We start from the raw sequence: 23189 nt of genomic DNA on the forward strand, positions 1-23189 counted from the left end.
CATATCACCTTTGTTAGGTCTAAGTTAACATATTGTAAAACAAAAAACCACGCCAAATAGCGTGGTTTTTTATCAGTCAATACTTTATAATTATTCTTTCTCTTTTTGTGTTTTTTCGTGAGCACTAGACTTCTTTTCAGTTATAACAGTTTCTACATTTCCAACTTCTGTAATAGTTGCCACAGCTTTTTCTGAATTAGCTGTGCTCTTATTATTTTCTTCCGTTACAACTGAAATTGAATGTTCTACTTCAGCTTCATTTATCACCGCATAACCTTCTTCTGTACCATGACCACCTAAGATAGGTGCAATCACTAAACCAACCAAACACGTCAACTTAATTAAGATGTTCATAGAAGGCCCAGAAGTATCTTTAAATGGATCACCAACGGTATCACCTGTAACGGCAGCTTTATGAGCATCTGAACCTTTCTTTTCTATCTTACCGTTTACCATAGCACCAGCTTCAAAAGACTTTTTAGCGTTATCCCAAGCACCACCTGCATTGTTTTGGAAAATCGCCCACATTACACCACTTACACAAACACCTGCCATATAACCACCTAATGGTTCAGCACCAAATACTAATCCAATAATAATAGGAGTAACAATTGTTATTAAACCAGGTAATAACATTTCTTTTAAGGATGCTTTAGTTGAGATTTCAACACATTTATCATATTCTGGTTTACCTGTACCTTCCATAATTCCTGGAATTTCACGGAACTGACGACGTACTTCTTTCACCATTTCCATCGCAGCCTTACCAACGGATTTCATTGCTAATGCAGAAAATACAACTGGAATCATTCCTCCAACAAATAACATTGCTAAAACATCAGCTTTAAAGATATTAATACCATCAATTCCTGTAAACGTTACGAAGGCTGCAAATAGAGCTAATGCGGTTAACGCAGCAGAAGCAATTGCAAATCCTTTACCGACAGCTGCAGTGGTATTACCTACTGAATCTAATATATCCGTACGCTCACGAACTTCATTTGGCAATTCTGCCATTTCAGCTATACCACCAGCGTTATCTGCGATAGGGCCAAAAGCATCAATTGCTAATTGCATCGCTGTAGTTGCCATCATTGCTGAAGCCGCTAATGCTACACCGTAAAATCCTGCTAATTCATAAGAACCATAAATGGCTGCTGCAAATAGTAATACAGATGCTGCAGTACTCTTCATACCAACAGCTAAACCTGCAATGATATTAGTTGCTGCGCCTGTTCCAGAATTCTCAACAATATCATTTACTGGTGCTTTTCCTAAACTTGTATAATAAGCAGTTACCCAAGAAATCAATCCACCTACGGCTAAACCGATTACAGCACTCCAAAATACATTTATTGAAGGAATAAGTTTCGCACCTTCACCAAAGAAATTCATTGACATTTCTGAAGGTAACATCCAATCAATTAAGAACCAACTCGCTATTAATGTAATTAAAATAGCACCCCAGTTACCCATATCTAAAGCTTTCTGAACCTGTGGTTCTTTAGCCTCATTATTTTTAATACCTACTAAGAATGTGCCCAATATAGAAGCAATGATTCCAACACCTGCAATCACCAATGGTAAAAGAATTGGACCCATCCCGTCAAAAGCTTCTGTGACAGTACCTGCAGCTCTCATATCACGCAATACATAATTACCTAATACCATAGAAGCTAATACCGTTGCTACATACGATCCGAATAGGTCAGCTCCCATACCTGCAACATCACCAACATTGTCACCTACGTTATCCGCAATAGTAGCTGGGTTACGAGGATCATCTTCAGGAATACCAGCTTCAACCTTACCTACCAAATCAGCACCAACATCGGCAGCTTTCGTATAAATACCTCCACCTACACGTGCAAATAACGCAATAGATTCAGCCCCTAATGAGAAACCAGCTAAGGCTTCTAAAACTACAGTCATATTATCATAAAAAGAACCTTCACCAGTCATGTACATATTAAGGAAAAGTATGAAGAAGATACTTAAACCTAATACAGCTAAACTCGCTACACCCATTCCCATTACTGTACCACCACCAAAAGAAACCTTTAATGCTTTTGGTAAGCTAGTTCTTGCAGCTTGTGTTGTACGTGCGTTGGCATCAGTTGCAATACGCATCCCAATATTACCTGCAAGTGCACTGAAAATAGCACCTACAATAAATGCTAGAATAATAATATATTCCGTTGATGGTACTAAATAAGCCACCACGCCTAATAATGCACTAGCAATGACAACGAATACAAGAAGTAAGCGGTACTCTGCACTTAAAAATGCCAAAGCACCTTCTTTAATACTTGCAGAAAGCTCTTGCATACGCTCGTTACCTGAATCTTGTTTTTTAACCCAAGCATATTTTGCCCCCATAAAGATTAGACCAATGATTGCCAAGATTGCTGGCACATAGAGAATGTATTGTTCCATTTTAAATTTGATTTGTTTTTAGCTGGGCAAAAGTAGTAAAATGAATGCGAATAGAAAAACCCTTTGTCGAGTATTGCCAAAGGGTTTTGTAATTGTTATGTTATTACATCAATCAGATGGTAAAATCACCATTAATTTTGTGTTCGCTATTATTATATCTATCAATACATTTGTCAAATATTCTCACAGCTTCAGCTGCGTCTCCCCAACCCCCGACATCTACTTTCTTTTTTTCCAAATCCTTATATACCTGAAAAAAATGTTCAATTTCCTTCAATCTATGAGGATTAAGATCAAAAACATCATTTCTCTTATTCCAAATAGGGTCAGAGACCGGAACACAGATAAGCTTTTCATCCGGACCTTTTTCGTCAGCCATGTGAAACACCCCAATCGGTTTAACTTCCATTACACACATAGGAAAGGTGGGTTCTGCCGTTAGTATAAGGACATCGAGCGGATCACCATCTAGAGCTAAAGTTTCTGGTATAAAACCATAATCACCTGGATACATCATTGAAGAAAATAACATACGATCAAAGCGAATTTTATTCAATTCAAAGTCGTATTCGTATTTATTACGGCTTCCTTTAGGGATTTCTATTAACACATCGAAGGTTAATTTTCCTGTACTTGTCATTGAATTTTTTTTTAATCCCATAAAACGGGAGACTATTACATTATACTCTAAAAAGGCTGTAAAGATAAGTAAGTGTTTAAGTTTCACCAACTAAATAGTAATTGAGTTTTTTGATCTTTCCCTTCTCTCTTAATTACTATCTTATCGTCCTATTTTCATTAATCGGAAAAAATCATAAAACGCTTCCCTAACTAAAAACAGTACTTTACGCATTCATCTATTGGTATAACTAAAACCAATTTTATACCTTTAGCATTAACCGCTAGTTTTGACATAAACAAAACACAACTATTATGAAAGTACATGTATTTACTCAAAAACAATCGTTTAAAGTTTTAGGATTTATAGGATTTTTAATTATGGCTTTACTGGCATTTAATCCAGCTTACGGCCAATCCGAAGTAACAACAACTGAAACCGCCTCTGGTGAACGTACAGTTAAAGGGGTAATAAGCGATGAGAAAGGACCGCTTAAAGATGTTAACATCATTCAAAAAGGTACTAGAAATGGCACTGTTACCAATGAGAAAGGCGAGTTTACATTTCCTGTGAAACTAAATACGGGTGATATTTTATTGATTACTTATTTAGGTTACGAAACACAAAGAGTTAAAATTGAGGATGATACAACTTTTATTGATATTGTATTAACCGATGACTTAATCGAGATCATTGGTACTTTAGACACGGGTAAGCCATACAAGTCTAAACGAAAAAATTAACTAAACGTATTGATTGTCTTAAGCGTAATTCTTCGGATTTGAAACCATTATTAATTAGTCTTCTTTTCTTTTGGATAAATGTAAGTTTTGCTCAAATATCGGATTTTAATCATATCGATTTTAAAAAAGCAGATAGCATAGCATTGTCTTATCCTAATGAAGGTTTGATAAATTTACCCGAACTCTCATTAAAGCTTACATCTCATTTAAATACTGACGTTGAACGCTTTAGGGCAATTTATAGATGGGTTTGTGCAAATATCAAAAATGACTACAGCTTGTATCTAAAAAACAAATACAAGAGGGAACGATTTAAGGATGACAGCATAAAGTTTAAGAACTGGAATACTGATTTTAGAAAAAAATTATTCAACAAACTACTAAGGAAAAAACAAACCATTTGTACAGGTTATGCTTATCTCATAAAAGTATTAGCAGAATTCTCTGATTTAAAGTGTGAAGTTGTACAAGGTTATGACAGAGTGAGCACTACAGATACTGAAAACCTAACATTACCCAACCACTCTTGGAATGCTGTAAAACTTAATGAAAAATGGTATCTCTGTGACCCAACTTGGGCAAGTGGTATACCACACCCAGAAACCAATCGATTTACGTTTAATTACAATGATGGATTTTTCTTGGCAAATCCAAAATTATTTGCAATTAATCACTTTCCGATAGAGGCCAAGTGGTGGCTTTTAAAAGGTGATATACCAACTTTTGAAGAGTTTCTTAACGCACCAGTAATTTACGGAAATGCGTATAGAAAACTTGAGCTTCATGTTGCACCAAAACAAATGCATAAAAACATCAAAGTATCAGAAAAAGTTATATTTAAATATCAGCTCAAAGAACCTTTGGATAAATCTAAAATTCGTTTTGTAATAGATAGTGGCTCAAATCAACGAAAAGTAAAACCTACTTCTATTAGATTTAAAGAAAATTTACTAAATATTGAACAGCAATTTGATACATCGGGATTTTACGATCTTCACTTTTATATAGATAATGATTTAATTTCTACTTATACTGTAGAAGTAAATAACTAAAAGTCTTTGGCTTAATATTTGATTCCCACCAATTATGAAAAGAATATTATTACTTCTAGTTTTATGTATTTCACCTACTATAATAACTTCCCAATCAAAAATTAAAGCATCTGAATTAATTGGCTGTTGGAAAATCTACTCTGAAGAAAACAAGTTCTACAAAAATGCTACAGTATACAGACCCTGTGATTATCAATCTATGTTTGAAAAAAAAGGCAAAAGATTTAGATATAAAATGGTACTAGAAAGTAACCATACTTGTTATTATTTAACCATAGGTGTATCAGACATTCACAAAATGAAACGTGGTAAGTGGGTTTTTAATAAGGAAAATGGTAAAGTGATGATTTACAACAGTAAAGACTATTTGATAAAATCATTCAAAATTCAACTTTTGGAAAAAAACCTTTTACTCATCCAAAATATAAAGGATAAAACTAGATTTAAAGCATTTTTAAAGTATTCACTTCTTGCTCTGTAAGATGCTTCCAGTGACCTCTAGGAATATCTTTTTTGGTTAAGTGACCTATTGCAACACAATCGATTTTTACTAAGTCGTACTTGAAGGCATCAAAAATGGTACGTAAAATGGTATTACCTGTATTTTTAATTTTTATACCTACTTTATTCTTAGACTCTCCTTCAATATAACTTATCTCTTCAACTGTAATGAGCTTACCTTCAACTTTAAAGCCTTCTTGAATTTTTTTTAAGTCCTCAAACTTTAAGTTCTTATCTAATTCTACTTGAAACAAACGTGCTACACCATTTTTAGAATTGGTAAATTTCTGTACCACTTTATCATCATTAGTAAACAATAACAAGCCCAAAGAATTTCTACCAAGTCGTCCGATAGGTTTTATGTTGACATTGGTTGCATTCGCCACTAAATCCATAACTGTTCTACCTTTTCCTTCTGCAGTAGTAGTGGCAAATCCTTTTGGTTTATTTAATAACACATATACCTTTGCTTCTGGTGTAATACGCTGACCATCGAAACGAACCTCATCGGTACGTTTTACTTTATAGCCCATTTCTGTTACGACTTTACCGTTAACGGAAACTAAGCCTATGGCAATGTTTTCATCAGCTTCACGGCGCGAACACATACCCGAATTAGCGACATATTTATTTAAACGAATTTCATCTGGATTAGAAGTCTTCTTAGGCTGTGATTTCTTTTTAAAAGGAGCATTTCCTCTGGAGAATCCTTTGGATTTACCTTTAGCATTTCCCTTACCTGAAGTTTTTCCTTTTCCTCTGCTATCTTGATTTCTGCTCATATTCAAATTTTTTGCAAAGGTATAACAATAGTTAACATTAACTATTTAATTTCTACAGTAGTTTGCCTTTCTGTATTTACGGTAAGTTTTGTGACATCTGGTCTTGAGTAATGACCAACTGGGTCAAAGTTTTGGCGTTCTTCCAATACACGGTTAAAATCAATAGATTGAATGATTAAGGCTTCTTTATTAATCACAGGTTCTACAATCCATTCCCCGTCAGGTCCTGCAATGCAACTTCCTCCATTGGCTAAAGTATTTGGTGCATTCTTAAGAATCTCACCTAAATGCGGGGTGTTTTTAGGGAAATCTGTTTTAAACATCAGACTCGATACCGAAACCACGTACGAACGTGATTCTCTTGCTATGAATCGTGTTATATCTTTTGTATTATGATCGCTTCCAGGCCAAACCGCTATATGTAAATTCTCTCCTTGACCATATAAAGCTGTTCTTGGTAATGGCATCCAATTCTCCCAACAGTTTAGTCCTCCGACGGTAAATCCTTTTAGAGGATGCACCTTTAGTCCATTCCCATCTCCTGGTGCCCAAGTTAAACGTTCGTCGTATGTGGGCTGCAGTTTTCTATGTACAGACTTAATCTCCCCAAATTCATTTATATAAACTAAAGACGCATAGATACTATGTCCTCCCCTATCTGTTGGGCGCTCTATAATACCAAGGTAAATAGCCATTTCGTTTTCTTTTGCCAGTTGACAAACACCATCTAATTCGCCTTTTTCAATACATATAGAGTTATTGACATAATGCGCGTGCAATTTTTTGTTTACATCTGTATTCCACTCCGCACCACCTGTTAAAGCCAGCCAAAAAGGATAACCAGGCAGTAAAGCTTCACCAAAAACAATGAGTTCACAATTATCTTTTGCAGCATCCTTAATTGCTTTTTCTATCTTCTTCAACGTTGCTTCTTTATCTAACCAAACTGGTGAGATTTGCGCCATTGCAATTTTTAAAGTAGTGTTCATTTATATACGATTTAAAACCACTGAGATATCTATTAATAAAATTGAAAACACACCGGCTACAATAATAAACTTAAGAATATTATGAAGTATTAAATAATGTGTTTTCCTGTTTGATTTCCAGAGTATCAGTAGGAAAATAATAAGCAACATTACACTTAAGTAAAAGAAATAATACATATGCCCAATTTTAAAGAATAAAATCAAGGCTATTGTTGCAATTACAGTTAAAACTCCCAATACGGTTAGCATGGCTTTGGAGACTTTTTCTCCATACACTACAGGAACTGTTCTATAATTTAATGCCAAATCTCCTTTAATATTCTCGAGATCTTTTGTGAGTTCTCGCATGGACACCAATAAAAACAAAAAGATAGCGTGTGCAAATATGACGAGCTCAAAATTTTGATAATAGATAAATATGGCAAAAAATGGAGTAACTGTTAATATGGCTGAAACTATATTACCCGTCATAGGTTGTTTCTTTAAACGATGCGAATAAAACCAAATCGCAAAAATGTAAAGCGCAAAGAAAATAACCGCTTTAAATGACACATAGCTTGCAAAGACAACCGCCAAAAAATTTAGTGCAAAATAAAAAGACAGCTTGGTATTCTGGCTCACCAAACGGTCTAACATGGTTTTTCTCGGCTTGTTGATTAAATCTTTTTCAGAATCGTAAAAATTATTAATGATGTAGCCCGCAGCGATTGTAGCTGAAGATGCCAGTACAAGCATTAATAGATTAACATCAAAAAGTACTGACTTAATTGTTTTATTTGGTGCAAATATGTAAATTGATGCCAAGTATTGGGCAATGACAACAACAAGAATGTTATAGCCACGTACTACAGAAAACAAACTGAAAAATTTAATAACAATGTGTTTCTGTCGTCTTGATAACATGACTTAGATTTAGTTATATGACCTCTAGACTGTGCTCAAGGTGACGGACAGAATTAAAAATTATAGACTACTTCTAACTTCTGACCTTTTAAAGCTTCTTTAGCTCTATCAATATTTTCAGTAAATCCTAAAATATAGCCTCCACCACCAGAACCGCAAAGTTTTAAATAGTAGTCATTAGTCTCAATACCTTTTTTCCAAAGTTCGTGAAATTGTTTTGGTATCATGGGTTTAAAGTTATTCAACACCACTTTAGACAGTTGTTTTGTGTTTTTGAACAACGACTTAATATCTCCCTTAAGAAAATCATCCACACACGCATCTGTATGCTTTATAAATTGGTCTTTTAGCATACTACGGAAGCCTTCATTCTTCATACTTTCCATAAAAATGCTCACCATTGGTGCAGTTTCTCCAACAATACCACTATCTAATAAAAATACGGCTCCTTTACCTTCTGTCTTTTGTGAAGGGATGCCCGTTGCTTCGATATTATCTTTAGAGTTGATTAAAATCGGAAGACTCAAATAGCTATTTAATGGATCTAAGCCAGAAGACTTGCCGTGAAAGAAAGATTCCATTGCAGAAAAAATCGCTTTTAATTTTAAAAGCTTTTCGCGTGTTAGATTCTCTAAAACCGTAATTTTATTTGATGCATACTTATCATAAATTGCTGCCACTAGAGCGCCACTGCTACCGACTCCATATCCTTGGGGAATAGAGGAGTCAAAGTACATACCTGAGTTGACATCGTTTCGTAGAGTTTCAACATCAAAAGACACCAAGTCTTTATCCAAAGCTTCTAAATATGTTACAAAACGTTTAAGACTTTCATTAGATTTTAATGCTTCATCCGATGGATTTTCATCCACTTTTAATGCTCCGTTATAAAAGTTGTAAGGAATAGATAACCCTTTAGAATCTTTGATAATTCCGTATTCACCAAAGAGTAAAATTTTAGAGTAAAAAAGAGGTCCTTTCATTTTAATTTGAACAAATTACTTTACAAATATACGTATTAATCTTCTATTTGGTTTGCACCCAAGCCTGTATAATCACATATATAGTGCCCATTCTGGCAGTATTTAGTTAATTCTTTCTTAATAAAATTGAGTACAGCTTCTTTTTCATCGGCAGGATATAACACATGAACATTTGCTCCCGCATCTAATGTAAAACAGACATTAGAATCGTTTTCTGCCCTATAGTTCCATAGTTCATTTATAATCTGAAGCGTATTTGATTTCATCAAAATAAAATAAGGCATACTCGTCATCATCATGGCATGAAGCGTTAAAGCTTCACTTTCAACAATTTTTATAAACGCCTTTAAATCTCCAGAAGCCAGTATGTCCTTAAGCTTTGCCAAATTACTATGAGCTTGTGCAAAACGTTCTTTCGCAAAAGGATGACCAAACATTAATTTATGACCGACAGTGCTGCTCACTTGCTTCTCTCCTTTATCTACCAACAGAATAGTGTCTTGGTAGTTTTTAAAGTTTGAATGCACATCTCCTTGAAACTTTACACCATATAAATCTGAGCTTTCTGTACTCTCATTTTGTCCCCAAACCACTAATTCTCCTTCGACACTTCGGCATGCACTACCTGACCCTAAACGTGCTAAAAAAGATGCTTTTTTGTTAAAATAATCATCGGCATAATCTATTCCTAAATCCTCCTCAATACTCATTAAGCACAAAGCCAATGCGCTCATGCCAGAAGCAGAAGACGCAATACCAGAACTGTGTGGAAATGTGTTAGACGTTTCAATCTTAAAGTGATAATCTCTTAAAAAAGGCATATAGCTTTCTATGCGCTCAAAAAAGGTTTGAATCTTTGGTTTAAACGCTTCATTTTTTTCACCTTCAAAATACACATCGAAACTAAAATCCTTATCACCTTTCTTAGTGTAAGTCACTTCAGTAATTGTCTTGCAATTTGAAAGTGTAAAACTTATTGAAGGATTTTCAGGAATTTGATGTTCTCGTTTTCCCCAATATTTTATTAAAGCAATATTACTTGGTGATGACCATTTTACATGGCCATTTTCTATGTTAGAATTATAGGATCTGAGGATAAAATCTTGATTTGTCATTTACATTAATTCTAGGGCAAAGATACTAACTTAGTAAAACAATATTCGTCTATAAACTACAAGTTTTGGATATGTTGATGACAATGGGCATTTTTTCCGATATACGATAAAGCATATAACCTAAAATTTTACCGTAATGAAAAAATTATTATTTCTATTGATTAGTGTTTGCTGTGTCACTCATCTCATTGCCCAAGAAAATGACAAATCATCATCCTTTTTTGACAGTCTGAGCTTTGGTATTAAAGCAGGTCCTACGATATCTACAACTCAATCTGGGAGTGCTGGTCTTGAAAATGAACAAAAAGATGGAGGTAGAACTCAAGTATCATATCATTTTGGAGCCCTAACTGAATTGAGGATAACCAAACATTTGTCATTTCAACTTGAGGCAATTTATTCAAATGAAAAGTCACAAACAACCAAAAAGGATGAAATGTATGAAGCATCTTACATACAAATTCCATTATTGGTGAAGTTTTATTTTGCTAAAGGGTTTAGCATTGAAGCAGGCCCACAAATAGGGTATTTATTGTCTTCTGAAATAACTTTTGATGAGGACACAAATTCTAGATCACCAGTAATTATAGATGAATTACCAAAGACTGATTTTAGATTTACCACAGGTCTTTCATATAGATTTAATAACGGCATTTTCTTTGGTGGGCGTTATGATTTTTATATCACAGACCCCGAAAATTTGGATAGAGAAGACGACGGTTTTTTTCTCGTATCACATTCAAAATTTAGAAATGGGCTTATCAATGCATTTATTGGATATATGTTTTAAATAATGTTTGGTTGGAAAAATTTAAAGATTTGATAATTATTCCTAAAACTTTTAGCAACACTTGATTTTTAACTTGTTCAATTAAATAAATGCCAAAAAATGAAACTAAAAGAGTTGCCAAAATCGATTAAGAAAAGTATTTCTCTTAGCTTATTATCGTTAGAGGAGCTTGAAGACCAAAATAAAAAGAGGATACCAGTGATTGTATCCTTAACCACTATTCCGTCTCGTGTTAGAACACTTCACATTACTATTAGAAGTCTACTGAATCAAGACACTTTACCAGAAAAAATTGTGCTTTGGCTTAACGATAGCTATAAAAATAAAGTTCCGAGAAAACTACAAAAATTAACTGGAAACACATTTGAAATTAGATTTTCAGAGTATACATTTTCTCATCGCAAACTTATTCATAGTCTGCAAGCATTTAAAAACAAGGCTATTGTTACTGTTGATGATGATTTAATTTATCACAGAGAGTTTTTAAAATTGCTTTATATCGAACATTTAAAAAACCCAAATGTGGTGATAGGCAACAGGTGCCGAGAAATCTCATATAATGAAGAGGGAAATATTTTACCTTATCTAAAATGGCCATTTCTCAACGGTGAAAATAGAAACTACAACAAAAAATTATTAATGCCTGTAGGAGCCTTTGGTGTTATATATCCAGCCAATGTATTAAATGATAACGTTCATAATATTGATCTCTTTAATAAGCTATCTCCCAAAAGTGATGATCTTTGGTTTAAGACCATGACATTGCTTAATAATAATCTAAGCATACAAGCAGAAAACAAGGCACCAGACCCAACACCAATTATAGCTACCCAAGGTATCTCATTAAAAAAAATCAATAATAAGTTAGACTATAAGAGAGTGCAGTGGGAACAGATAACAAAACATTTTAATCTTTCTTTTAATCATGGGATATAGTATGAAGGCTCTTAATGGGCATTTGGCAGACAATGGTCAATGCCAACCAACTTAACAAATGATTAAAAAAACAGATTATCGCAAAAAAATTAAACAAATGAAAATACCAAACATATCAGTAATTATTAGCACTTATAATGCTGAAGATTGGCTAGAAAAAGTACTTTGGAGCTACAACGCTCAGAGCTTTGCGGCATTTGAAGTTATAATAGCAGATGATGGATCTAGAGAAGCAACAAGAAAGTTAATTGAGTCCATGAGACCCTATCTTGATTTTGATATTGTGCATGTATGGCATGAGGATCATGGGTTTCAAAAATCCAAAATACTCAATAAAGCACTTTTAGAGTGTAAATCTGATTATATTCTAATGAGTGATGGTGATTGTATAGCAAGAGCTGATTTTGTAGAAACACATTTCTGCAATAGAGAGAAAGGTTACTTCCTCTCTGGCGGTTACTATAAATTACCAATGTCCATTTCAAAGCTTATTACTAGGAAAGATATAATTGATCAAAACTGCTTTGACTTAAATTGGTTAAAGTCTAAGGGGTTAAAATCGTCTTTTAAAAACAATAAATTGAATTCCAAAGGGCTAAAAAGTAAGCTGTTAAACTTTATTACACCAACCAATGCGAGCTGGAACGGCCATAATTCTTCTGGTTGGAAATCTGATATATACCACGTTAACGGTTTAGATGTAACCATGCAATATGGTGGTCAGGATAGAGAACTCGGAGAACGATTGATGAACTTAGGTATAAAATCTAAGCAGATAAGATATTCTGCTGTGTGCCTACATTTAGACCATGACAGAGGTTATAAAAATGAAGCATCAATTGAAAAGAATAGAGCGATAAGGCATCATACCAAAAAGACAAAGAAAATCTGGACCGATAATGGTATAGTAGACACAAATGATATAGATAAAATTACAAAGCTACATTTCCCAAAAAAAACAGTAGAGCTACAAGATTAACTATTCACTCATACCTAATAGCTTGTTTAGTGTATTATAATTTCTAGATGTAGCATTGACATTTAATTTTCGCTCAAAGAAATTAAGATTAAACTTGGCCTTGCCATAACCATTGGCACAGTAGAAATATAGACAGTTATTTAAGATTTTATATTCTTCGTTTTCATAGGTTTTTTTACAAGCCTCAAGAACTAAATCTTCATTTGGAATTTCCGTAAGAACAGCAAAATAGCTATTCACTTTTTTCTCTTCTGAAAATGGACAGTCATCAAATATTTTTTTTAATTGTGCTCTAGTTTTAACTAAAACAGAAACATCAAAACCAAAATGATCTAAAATTGATTGTTTGATTTGCTTCTCAAGAGCTTTGTTATCATTACCCAAAGATTGAAAAATCACATTACCACTTTGTATATAGGTTTTTACGTTTTTTAAACCAAATGAAGTCAGCAATTCTCTTAGTTCTGCCATTGGGACTTTTTTGTGTCCACCAACATTAATTCCCCTTAAAAGTGCGATATATGTATTCATTCAATAATCTTGAGATTGATTGATAACTCGATAAATAATAATACTGTTATTATCTCTTACTTTGTAATGAATCGTATAATTAAAATATTCGAATTTAATAATTCTAACCGCTTTGTATCTTTCTTGAAAAGCTCTTGGCATAGAAATTATTAATCTGAGTTGATTTATTAAATCATCAAGGAACTCATTCTCCTTATCAATTAATTTAAAGTAACATTCAGCTTTATACAATTCAAGCCTTGCCTCATCTGAGAACTCATAACTTTCTTCCATATTGTTTCAGAACTTCTGCCCAAGTATGTGTTTTTAAAAGTCCTTTTTCATCACGCTCAATCATATCATCCATCATCTTTTTGTATTCTTCTGATGGTTCACTAAATCGTAATGCCTGATCTTCTAGAGTATATTCAATATAATTTTTTAACGAGCGCTTTTGAAGTTTTGCTTGCTTTTCTAAAATTGCAATGGCTTTATCGTCTAACTCTATAAGTTTTTTTGTTTTACCCATGATATATATTTTATATAACTAATATATATAATTTATATCAACTATACAATAGACTGCGATACAATATAAGCTCCTGTCCAAGCATTCTGAAAATTAAATCCGCCTGTTACCGCATCTATATTAAGAACTTCACCTGCTAAATACAGATTTGGGATGCGTCTACTTTCAAAGGTCTTAAAGTTTACCTCCTTTAAATCTGCTCCGCCAGCCGTAACAAATTCTTCTTTAAAGGTACTTTTTCCTGTTACTTTAAAAACAGCTTTAGTTAATTGTTTTGACAAAGCTTCTAACTGCTCCTTATTGATGTCTGCCCAACGCACATTTTCATTAATATTTGAAGCTAAAACCAGTTGCTTCCATAAACGTTTTGGTAAATTGAACTGAGCAGAACCAAAGACTAATTTTTTTGCAAATTGATATTTAAAGTCTTTGAGTTGATCTAAACACAATTCGTAATCTTGTCTTATAAAATTAATCGCTATTTCAAAGTTATAGTTCAGTTTTGCCAATGCAATGGCTCCAAATGCCGATAATTTTAAAATCGCAGGTGCACTCATCCCTACATGGGTAATCAACAATGGGCCTTGAGAAACCAAATTAGTTCCCAAAACCTCAACTTCCACATCTTGCGCCACAACTCCTGGAATCGCTGCAATACGGTTATCCTTAATATCGAATGTAAACAAAGATGGCACAGGTTGAATAATGGTATGCCCTAGGTCTTCTAATAATTTCCAAATTTTCGGATTACTTCCTGTGGCGACAACTATTTTATTACAATTAAAAATCCCTTGTGAAGTTTCAACTTTAAAATTATCTGTTTGAAAAATAGATTTTACAGAATGATTATACAAAATCTCTACATTGTGCTTTTTAGCTTCATGTAAAAAACAATCTATAATAGTTTGTGAAGAATTTGAAACTGGAAATATCCTGCCATCTTCTTCTATTTTTAACTCAACCCCACGTTCCTGAAACCAAGAAATAGTATCTCCTGTCATAAACGTATGGAAAGGCCCAAGTAACTCTTTTTCACCTCTTGGGTAATTCTGCACCAATTCTAAAGGTATAAACTCAGCATGGGTTACATTACATCGTCCTCCTCCTGAAATTTTAACTTTCTGAAGGCCTTCTTTACCGCGTTCTAAAATAGCTACTGATAATTTGGGATGTCGCTCTGCAATATTGATGGCCGCAAAAAAACCTGCAGCTCCACCTCCGATAATTATTATATCTTTATGTATGTCCAATACCTAGATTTAAGAAGATTTTATGACAGATTCTTTGTTATTAAAATTGTCAATCCTTATCATTAATAATCAATAAAACTACAATGATATACTTTAAAAGACTAATATTTCTCTTTCTTATTACAAGCTCTTGCCAATCTAATGGCCAACTAAAAATTGAAGGTGATATAAATAACAGTATAGATGAAGCTTCGGCTGCTGAAATTACGACACAATCTGATTTGATATGGACTATCCAAGACTCTGGAAATGACAGTGAATTATACGCTCTAAATACCAATGGAAACATTGTTAGGGATATTGCCATTACCAATGCTAGTAATATTGATTGGGAAGACTTGACATCGGACAATGAAGGCAATATCTACATAGGTGATTTTGGAAATAATAATGAAAAACGAAAACTCTTTAGAATACTAAAAATTAAGCATCAAGATTTGAATAAAAGTCGTGTTAAAGCAGAAATCATTGAATTTACTTTGCCAAAAAAACAAGATTCAAAAGACTTTGAGGCGTTCTTCTTTTTTAAAAATTCATTTTACATTATCAGTAAGGAAAATAAAAAATTTATTGTTTTAAAAGTACCCAATGAGATTGGCAGACATGAAGCAATCATTAGATCTGACTACAATTTGGATGGCAAAAACAATAAAATTACTTCAGCAGATATAAGTAACGATGGTAAAGTTGTTGTACTTCTTAACCATGATAAACTTTGGAAACTAAGCAATTTTGAAGATGACGATTTCTTTTCGGGCAATATTGAAGCGCTTTCTTTTGGGCACAACTCGCAAAAAGAAGGAGTTGGCTTTAAAAATGATTCCATAGTATATCTCACAGATGAACGCAATGGTGTAGAGGGTGGAAATATCTATACTTTTGATTTATCTGGGTTCTAATTGATAATGTTCTGCATTTAAATATTTGCGGAAATCTTCTTGCGAATTAATTTTGGATTCACCATTCTTTTGATAAGAATTGGTCTGTTTAGCATCAACTATTCTCCCTTTAACATTATCGTGCCATTGTAAACTTAGACACATTTCAATGGTTCTTTTTATTTTTTGATTCGCAATAGGTACTAAAACTTCTACCCTACGGTCTAAATTTCTTTCCATACAATCTGCAGAACCAATAAATATGTCATTTGAGCCTTTATTACCAAAAATATATACCCTTGCGTGCTCTAAATATTTACCAACAATACTTATTATTTTTATATTTTCACTCATATTTTTTATACCTGGTATTAGGCAGCAAATACCTCTTACCAAAAGTCTTATCCGCACACCAGCATTAGACGCTTCATAAAGTTTATCAATGATCCCTTTATCTTCAAGACTATTCATCTTAAAAAACAAATAACCATCACCACCTTGTTTTGCGATAGCAATTTCGTTATCTATTCTAAGGTACAATTCCTTTCGTGTTGTAAAAGGTGACATCCAAATTGAATTTATATTCGGCTCGTAACTCGTATCCAGAAGGAACTTAAAAACTTCTTCCAAATCCTTGGTTATAGTTTTATCTGCGGTTAAAAGTGTAAAATCCGCATAAATCTTAGCACTCTTCTCATTAAAATTTCCAGTACCGACGTAACTAATGTTGCAATGATCAGTTTTAATAAGCATTATTTTAGAATGTACTTTTAGGTCGACCATACTGTATAATACATTGGCACCTAGTTTAGCAAGCTTTTCTCCCCATTCGATGTTGTTTTCTTCGTCAAAACGCGCCTTGGCTTCCACAAATACCGTGACCTTTTTTCCTCTTGCCAAGCAATTAATCAGACCTCTAGCTACAGAGGAATTTTTTGAAATCCTGTACAAAGTGATATAAATATGAGTAACACTATCGTTTGTAGAAGCCTCTTCAATTAATTTTAAAACAGAACTGTATTGATGATACGGAAAACAAAGCAGTTGGTCTTGTTCTTTTACTGTTTCAATGACACTATCGGTATTTGCTAAATTTTGATGTGGAATTTCATCTACACTTTCAACAGAAATTCTATTTTCTATGTCCGGAAAGCTGAAAAAATCACTGAAATTATGAAACTTTCCACCTGGCATTAGGTCTGTCTTCTTTAATTTCATCTTTTTTCGTAATGCTTTAATTGATTGTTTGGGCATAGCAACATCATAGAGAATTCTTGTTGGCATACCCAAATCTCTTTCCTTTAAACTTTCCTTTATCAGTTTAATGAGTTCGCCATTTTCTTCTTCTTCATAATACAACTCCCCATCTCTAGTGATTTTCACACTAAATAGATTTTTACTGTCAAAATTTGGCAAAATTTGGGTGATATTGTTCCTTATAACTTCATCAAGAAATGTAATATAGGTTTTACTTTTATGCGCCTGAAGAGTTATAAATCTACCACAAGTTTCACTTGGAATGGAAACTAATAACGCTCGATCCTCATTATTTAAAAAGAAGAAAAGCCCTTTATCTTTTATAAAATCAAAATTCTGTTGGTCATCTAAATCATAAATTGAGATGTGCTCCTTTACGGTAGATTCAAAAACCTCCTTGGAAATTTGGTGTTGAGTGTCACTGAACTGTGAGGCTTCTATAAGTACAACACCTTCAGCGGCCAACTCTTTAAGCAATTTCTCCTTATAGATGTAGCCAAATTTGTTTTGAAGCCTATCGACAATCTTTTGAATACGTTTTACAATCTTTTTTGGCTTTTCCTTTAAACGAATTGGTGAATCTTTTCTTAAACTTCTAAACTGTCTCAGCTTAGAAACCCTTACCCGATAGAACTCGTCGAGATTTGAAGAAAATATAGCTAAGAACTTAAGCCTTTGATTGAGACTATTGATGGGATCTTCCGCTTCTTGCAGTACTCTTTCATTAAATGAAAGCCAGCTTATATCCCTATTAATATAACGTTTTTGAGACATATCGTAATAATACAAAACGATTGTAAATACAAGGTTAAATTATTATTACCAGACGAATTATTTTTAACTCTAAAGAGTATTGAAGTAAGTTTCTAATTCCTTTAAATCTGTTTTATTATTGATGCTTTTTGACGCATCTTCGTACAACTTTTCAATTTCTTGTTTTACGACATCTTTAGATGTTAACATTGCAATATTATCACTGCTCAGTAACAATGAAAGCATATGCATTAACTTCTCAACTATTAAAATATCAGATTTACAATACATCCTTAGAGCTGCAAGAGTATTGCTTATCAATTGTTTGAAGCTAATAGAACTTTCTAACAAAAGTGGTTTACCTTCTTCATTTAAAACCACAATTTTGTCATTTTTCTGAATTCTCAAAAGAAAAAGCTCCGTTAGATAATCAATGGCGTTAATAGCCGTACCAGGGTCGTTTATGCCCGGCGACATCGCCTTAACTGCAATTTCGGCAAGCTGTTTAAAGGCAAGTATATAATTATCTTCAATTAATTCACTTTTTGAATAATGGAAAGCAGACAACAAATCCTCCTTTATTTTATCGCTGCAAGACTTACTATATTTTAGTAGTGGAGAATTCTTCAGAGAATAAAATCCTTTTGAAGGCACAATCTCAAACTGTAAATTGTTTTCTTTTGCAATCATTACTATGGAATCAGTAGATATATCTTGAATATAACCTGAGTTGGTAGAGGTTAGAATATTCCATTCGTCTGTATCTGGAAAATCTGAATCGCTTGTGTTTTGATTGTCAATCAATTCTTTGAGTCGCGAATTTGCCGTAGAAAATATACGGCTCATAATATTGTTAATCTGAATTTCTTGAGAAATAGAATGTATAAAATAAATAAAAGCACCTAAACATAAAGTCATTGAAACTATGCCAAGTAGAACCGAAAAGCCAGGGAGTTGATATTTATTACCATCGGGTTCTATACTCACCAAGGTGAAAATACAGTATAACAATGTTGCATTATAAATTCCTAAAATAATTTGATGCCTACTATTAGAAATTAAACCCGGCAATACTCTTGGAGAAAAATTACTCGACGCTTGATTCAATAAGATCATTACCATGGAGAAGCTAAATACCATAATTGAAATAAGGCCAGCAATAAATGTAGTGAGTAAACTCCTTGCTGTTTCCCCATCGTTAACCACAAGTAGTGGCATGTGCTCTATTAGATAACCTGAAATACCTTTGCTCTCTAGAAAAATCATTAGGAAAGCAAAAAACATACCTCCCAAACTTAAGATTGTAGGGTAAAAAGCTATTTTACTTTCAAGCTTGTATATGTATTTTAGGCTTTTGGTAACTAGATTTTTCATCTTACACTAGAAGTTGAGTCCAAACCCAAAAGAAAACCACAAGCCATCTACGCTGTTAAAGAAGTTAAATGTTCCTGAAAGCGACTCCGCTGCGGTTACCCAAAATCCACCGCCATAGTCGTTATGCCACTTATCAGAATTATCACCACTGACCCATACCCTACCAACATCAAATCCTCCGAAAATCCCTATCTGCAAAGGTAAAACACTGGTTTTAAATGAATTGAAACTGTATCTTAGATCGGCACTGCTTACTAAAGAGCGTTCGCCCGTAAATCGTTCACCTCTAAATCCTCTCAGTCCATTTCTGCTTCCTATGTTTGCGGCTTGGTAAAATAAATAGTCATTTCCAATTCTAAACTGGGATCTTACATCTGTTTTTAAAACCAACTTCCTGTTTCGTGATATCGCATTATAAAAGCCTATATCTGCATTGATATAGCCGAATGTGTTTTCAGTATCCTTAAACTCAGTTTTTGCACCTGCATTAAACATAAATGTCATTCCTCTTGTGGGGTTGATTTTATCATCAAAACTCTCATAGTTGTACTGTGCTTCAAGTCCTCCAAAAAATCGCCTTTCGTAAAACTCTTCGTTTGATTCTGGGATAACATCCGTAATAAACCTACCATCCGTATCGTCTAATTCTATACCTTCAAGAATAGCTCTAAAACCATAATCACTACCAAAATTCCCTTTTTTGATTATCCCAGCTTTCACCATGTAAATACTGGTTTTAACTCTATTATAGTCAAAATCTAAATCATCATCTAAATTTTCGGTTTCGTTACCAAATCCAAAAAAGTTATTCGTAAAATTCGCAGATGTAATTTTCCCTCCAATATGCAAATTCCAATCATTCATTATATTGGCAAACTCACCATCATAACTGAGCGCAAAACCTTTTGTAGCAAAGAAGTAACCTCCTTTAAAACGGTGCTGTTGTGAAAATGGATTCCTCTGAAAACCATTTTTAGTCCTTACGTAAGACAGTCCTAGAGATACCCCATCGTCTGGATTAAACCCAATAGCTGGTGTAATTACACTATTATTTACAATGTTCTTTTTAAAATCATACAGATTGAGTTTATATACATCGGTAAATCGTGTAAAAGCTCCCTTATTTTCTTTTACGGTGTTGGGCTTACTTTCATGATCGTAAATTTTTATACGCCTTCCGGATTTAATGATATAGGTATCATTTTCTTGACCACCAATTAATCTTGTAAATATGAGATTATTACCTTTTCCTGTGACTTCAAAAACATCTTTGTCATCTAATCCGTAAATCCAAATTTCTTCAGTAATATCTCTATTAAAAACCTTATCGACAATAACATCTGCCTTCTCACCGTCTTTAATACGCGATATAATAACTCTTGTTTCCTTATCGCCTTGCCTGATCACTTCAATGTAATCGTCCTTATCTGTTCCTGTGAGTATTGCCAATTCATTTAAATATTCGTAGTATCGTGCTGCAATATCTAAAAGGTTACCACGCCTTCCCTTTAAATTCTGTTTTATTTCTTCTAAGGTTTCATCCTGTACTTCTTCTGGCACTTTAGCAAATGCTTTTTCTATAACTTCATCCGTGATGTTTTCCTGTAAAAACTTGGCATGTTGTAACCATGTTTCTTTATCTGCTTGCTGAATTAATGCACGATCTAATTTTATACCAGCATTATTCATCCATTCGATGTCCTCTAACTTATCATCGTATACTTGAAGTTGTTTTGTAGAACCAGAAATGATACGCATAACATCTAGCAATGCACCATCGAAATTTGAAAATACCTGATCTCTATCTCTAGGAATTGGTCTATAATACTTATCACCATCATCCATATTAAACTGTGCCCAACGCCATTGGTCTTGGTGTCGGTCCCAATCTCCAATAAGCATATCAAATAATCGTGCTCTTACAAAGGCATTTTCATCAATTTTGTACTTCTCATCCTTTCGGACTTTCTCAATAATATCGTGTGTACTTTCAATATCATCAGCATATCCAAAATTACGTTCGTCTGTGTAATTTTCTTCAGGGCGTTCTTCAATCATATACAATTCGCCACCATATTCTTCATTGTAATTCCCTAAATGTTTGTGTTTAGGGATGTAATACAATTTCGGATTGGTATGATATATCTTGGCCGCATCAGATAAGTCTGGTACAACACTAAAAGCATACGGATGCGCTGCTGTGTAAAAATCTAGAATTAGTCCTTCAATGGCTGTTCTTTCAAATTCATCTTGTATATAAGTATCCTTAAAAAGTACAGTTTGTAGATATTGGGTCGCACTTTTACGAAGTGCCCTCATATTTAATTCTTTGCCCGATTTCGTCTTTAGACGTAACGAGCGTGTTTGGTGTCCACCGCCTTTTCTTACAATCTCCAAACCACCATACAATGTATCTAACGTAGCAACTTTAGCTTTGATTTTAGTGCTGTAAACATCTCTATAGTGATCTCCCCAAACAGACTCAAAAAATCCTGTTCTATCGGTTTCCTCTTTGCTGTAAACAGATACTTCGACTTCGTTTGGAAATGTTTCTGGTAAGTTTGAAACATCATAAGATACCCTTGGTTCAAAGACTTTATGCTCAAACAACACCTTTGGCTCTCCAGCTTCTGCTCCATAAATTTTAACCCAAGAACTTCCATCTTTATAAATAATGAGTTCTGCAAAACCTTGCCCTCCATAACTAAATAATCCATTGTTGCTTAGTGCAGCGGCAGATGATTTTGCGCCAGAACCAGACACGATTTGCTTTATACGCTCATTCTCTATGTATTGTAAGGTGTGCTCATGACCGGAAACAAATACCACATTATCCGCATCAAAAGTCAGTGTTTCTATACGTCTCATCAACTCATTATAGCGTTCGTTATACCTATCTTGTATAGAAACACCACCTTGTGTCCTCACTTGCGTTAAGAATGATGCTAAAATTGGAAGTGGGATTTTTTTCTGTGTGGGATATAGATGTTTATTTGCTCCATAATAACCCCCATGAATACCATTAGTATACATAGGATGGTGCATGGCGATAACCGTTGTTCTGTTTTGTGCTTTTTTTATTTCACCTTCTAGTTCTTCAAAGAAACGTTCTCTGGTTTTGATTTCACATTCGTCATTGATAGTCGGATTTTCGTTCCAATTTTCTAAATACCATTGCGTGTCAACAATGATTAATTTTACATTATCACCAATATCTATATCTTCAATTGGGCAACCATTTTCGGGCTGAAAAGTATTTTTACCCAAGGCATCTTCAATATATTTTTCTTGACGCTTTAAGCCTTTGAGGCCATTAGAATACCAATCATGATTACCTGGAATAAAAAGCACTTCACCTTTGAAATTTTCTACAGATTTTATTTGTGCATTCAATGCATTCTCTGCTTCCTTTCTGTCTTTGTGATCTTTTTTTGGCAAGCCTGAAGGATAGATATTGTCACCTAAAAAAATAACATGATCTTCTTTTGTATTTTTATCCTCAACATGCTTGTGAAAAGCCGAAAGCGCATCAGACATCCCATTCATTGGTGATTTACCAGCATCACCAATTAAATAAAAGCGTTTTTCTACTTCTTTTTGTGGTGTCTTGTTTTGCTTTAATCCTTCATCTTTGTATTGCGCTTCGTAAGTGGCGCACGCACTTAGGAATATCAAAAGGCATATTCCTAATATTTTTTTGATGCTTTTCATCTGCTAGTATCTATTATTTTAAAGGTCAGGTGAAACTCGCCAGTTATAATCTTGGTTGGTATCAACTTAGTTGTTGTGGTTCATTTCATATAATCAGAT

21 protein-coding genes are annotated in these 23189 nt (G+C 33.9%); 7 read left to right on the forward strand and 14 right to left on the reverse strand.

The window, feature by feature from the left end:
- Positions 1-90: 90 nt before the first annotated feature.
- Positions 91-2436, reverse strand: a complete 2346-nt coding sequence (locus KCG49_RS09945; RefSeq protein WP_218546244.1) for a sodium-translocating pyrophosphatase — start codon at positions 2434-2436, stop codon at positions 91-93.
- A 112-nt stretch (positions 2437-2548) separates the two neighbouring features.
- Positions 2549-3076: an inorganic diphosphatase gene (locus tag KCG49_RS09950; protein WP_218546245.1), complete on the reverse strand. Its 528-nt coding sequence runs from the start codon at positions 3074-3076 to the stop codon at positions 2549-2551.
- Positions 3077-3369: 293 nt separating this feature from the next.
- Here KCG49_RS09950 and KCG49_RS09955 point away from each other — a divergent pair, with 293 nt between their 5' ends.
- Genes KCG49_RS09955 through KCG49_RS09965 form a run of 3 tightly spaced genes read left to right on the forward strand, consistent with a single transcriptional unit; the run spans position 3370 to position 5331 of the window.
- Positions 3370-3798 carry a carboxypeptidase-like regulatory domain-containing protein gene (locus KCG49_RS09955; protein ID WP_218546246.1) on the forward strand — a complete coding sequence of 143 codons (429 nt, stop codon included), beginning with the start codon at positions 3370-3372 and terminating at the stop codon, positions 3796-3798.
- Between the two features lie 38 nt (positions 3799-3836).
- Positions 3837-4850 carry a transglutaminase domain-containing protein gene (locus KCG49_RS09960; protein WP_218546247.1) on the forward strand — a complete coding sequence of 338 codons (1014 nt, stop codon included), beginning with the start codon at positions 3837-3839 and terminating at the stop codon, positions 4848-4850.
- A gap of 34 nt (positions 4851-4884) precedes the next feature.
- Positions 4885-5331: a hypothetical protein gene (locus KCG49_RS09965; protein WP_218546248.1), complete on the forward strand. Its 447-nt coding sequence runs from the start codon at positions 4885-4887 to the stop codon at positions 5329-5331.
- Here the strand turns inward: KCG49_RS09965 and KCG49_RS09970 are convergent.
- From KCG49_RS09970 to mvaD, 5 genes are read right to left on the reverse strand one after another with little or no spacing between them, the layout of a single operon-like run.
- Entirely contained in the window at positions 5294-6133 is an 840-nt protein-coding gene (locus KCG49_RS09970) for a pseudouridine synthase (RefSeq protein WP_218546250.1), read from the reverse strand. The two genes, KCG49_RS09965 and KCG49_RS09970, sit on opposite strands and share 38 nt — an antisense overlap.
- A 41-nt stretch (positions 6134-6174) precedes the next feature.
- On the reverse strand, positions 6175-7122 hold the full coding sequence (locus KCG49_RS09975) for a carbon-nitrogen hydrolase family protein (protein ID WP_218546252.1): 948 nt from the start codon (positions 7120-7122) through the stop codon (positions 6175-6177).
- Entirely contained in the window at positions 7123-8025 is a 903-nt protein-coding gene (locus KCG49_RS09980) for a geranylgeranylglycerol-phosphate geranylgeranyltransferase (RefSeq protein WP_218546253.1), read from the reverse strand.
- 53 nt (positions 8026-8078) lie between these two features.
- Complete coding sequence (locus KCG49_RS09985) at positions 8079-9008, reverse strand: mevalonate kinase family protein (RefSeq protein WP_218546254.1); 930 nt, start codon at positions 9006-9008, stop codon at positions 8079-8081.
- A 35-nt stretch (positions 9009-9043) separates the two neighbouring features.
- On the reverse strand, positions 9044-10123 hold the full coding sequence (gene mvaD, locus KCG49_RS09990) for a diphosphomevalonate decarboxylase (protein WP_218546255.1): 1080 nt from the start codon (positions 10121-10123) through the stop codon (positions 9044-9046).
- Between the two features lie 136 nt (positions 10124-10259).
- Between mvaD and KCG49_RS09995 the strand changes: the two genes are divergently transcribed.
- From KCG49_RS09995 to KCG49_RS10005, 3 genes are all read left to right on the forward strand, one after another.
- Positions 10260-10913 (forward strand): porin family protein, encoded by a 654-nt coding sequence (locus KCG49_RS09995; protein WP_218546256.1) that lies wholly within the window; start codon positions 10260-10262, stop codon positions 10911-10913.
- A gap of 99 nt (positions 10914-11012) precedes the next feature.
- Positions 11013-11849: a glycosyltransferase family A protein gene (locus KCG49_RS10000; protein WP_218546257.1), complete on the forward strand. Its 837-nt coding sequence runs from the start codon at positions 11013-11015 to the stop codon at positions 11847-11849.
- Between the two features lie 97 nt (positions 11850-11946).
- Positions 11947-12828, forward strand: a complete 882-nt coding sequence (locus KCG49_RS10005) for a glycosyltransferase family 2 protein (RefSeq protein ID WP_218546258.1) — start codon at positions 11947-11949, stop codon at positions 12826-12828.
- On the opposite strand, the gene KCG49_RS10010 is transcribed toward KCG49_RS10005, so the two are convergent.
- From KCG49_RS10010 to KCG49_RS10025, 4 genes are read right to left on the reverse strand one after another with little or no spacing between them, the layout of a single operon-like run.
- Complete coding sequence (locus KCG49_RS10010) at positions 12829-13359, reverse strand: DUF1697 domain-containing protein (RefSeq protein ID WP_218546259.1); 531 nt, start codon at positions 13357-13359, stop codon at positions 12829-12831.
- The gene (locus KCG49_RS10015; protein ID WP_218546260.1) at positions 13360-13632 is read right to left on the reverse strand and encodes a type II toxin-antitoxin system RelE/ParE family toxin; all 273 of its coding nucleotides are present in this window, start codon (positions 13630-13632) and stop codon (positions 13360-13362) included.
- A complete protein-coding gene (locus tag KCG49_RS10020; RefSeq protein ID WP_218546262.1) occupies positions 13616-13867 on the reverse strand; it encodes a hypothetical protein in 252 nt (83 codons plus the stop codon). Before KCG49_RS10020 ends, KCG49_RS10015 begins: the two co-directional genes overlap by 17 nt.
- 41 nt (positions 13868-13908) lie before the next feature.
- Positions 13909-15111 (reverse strand): BaiN/RdsA family NAD(P)/FAD-dependent oxidoreductase, encoded by a 1203-nt coding sequence (locus KCG49_RS10025; protein ID WP_218546406.1) that lies wholly within the window; start codon positions 15109-15111, stop codon positions 13909-13911.
- A gap of 89 nt (positions 15112-15200) precedes the next feature.
- Between KCG49_RS10025 and KCG49_RS10030 the strand changes: the two genes are divergently transcribed.
- Positions 15201-16016 carry an SdiA-regulated domain-containing protein gene (locus KCG49_RS10030; RefSeq protein ID WP_218546264.1) on the forward strand — a complete coding sequence of 272 codons (816 nt, stop codon included), beginning with the start codon at positions 15201-15203 and terminating at the stop codon, positions 16014-16016.
- Here the strand turns inward: KCG49_RS10030 and ppk1 are convergent.
- The 3 genes from ppk1 to KCG49_RS10045 form a co-directional block, all read right to left on the reverse strand.
- Positions 16002-18026: a polyphosphate kinase 1 gene (gene ppk1 / locus KCG49_RS10035; RefSeq protein ID WP_218546266.1), complete on the reverse strand. Its 2025-nt coding sequence runs from the start codon at positions 18024-18026 to the stop codon at positions 16002-16004. The genes KCG49_RS10030 and ppk1 overlap by 15 nt on opposite strands.
- A gap of 69 nt (positions 18027-18095) precedes the next feature.
- Positions 18096-19379, reverse strand: a complete 1284-nt coding sequence (locus KCG49_RS10040; protein WP_218546267.1) for a DUF2254 domain-containing protein — start codon at positions 19377-19379, stop codon at positions 18096-18098.
- A gap of 6 nt (positions 19380-19385) precedes the next feature.
- Positions 19386-23090: a metallophosphoesterase gene (locus KCG49_RS10045; protein ID WP_218546269.1), complete on the reverse strand. Its 3705-nt coding sequence runs from the start codon at positions 23088-23090 to the stop codon at positions 19386-19388.
- Between the last annotated feature and the right edge of the window lie 99 nt (positions 23091-23189).

This window comes from Winogradskyella luteola (assembly GCF_019203985.1).
In the GTDB taxonomy this organism is placed as follows: domain Bacteria; phylum Bacteroidota; class Bacteroidia; order Flavobacteriales; family Flavobacteriaceae; genus Winogradskyella; species Winogradskyella luteola.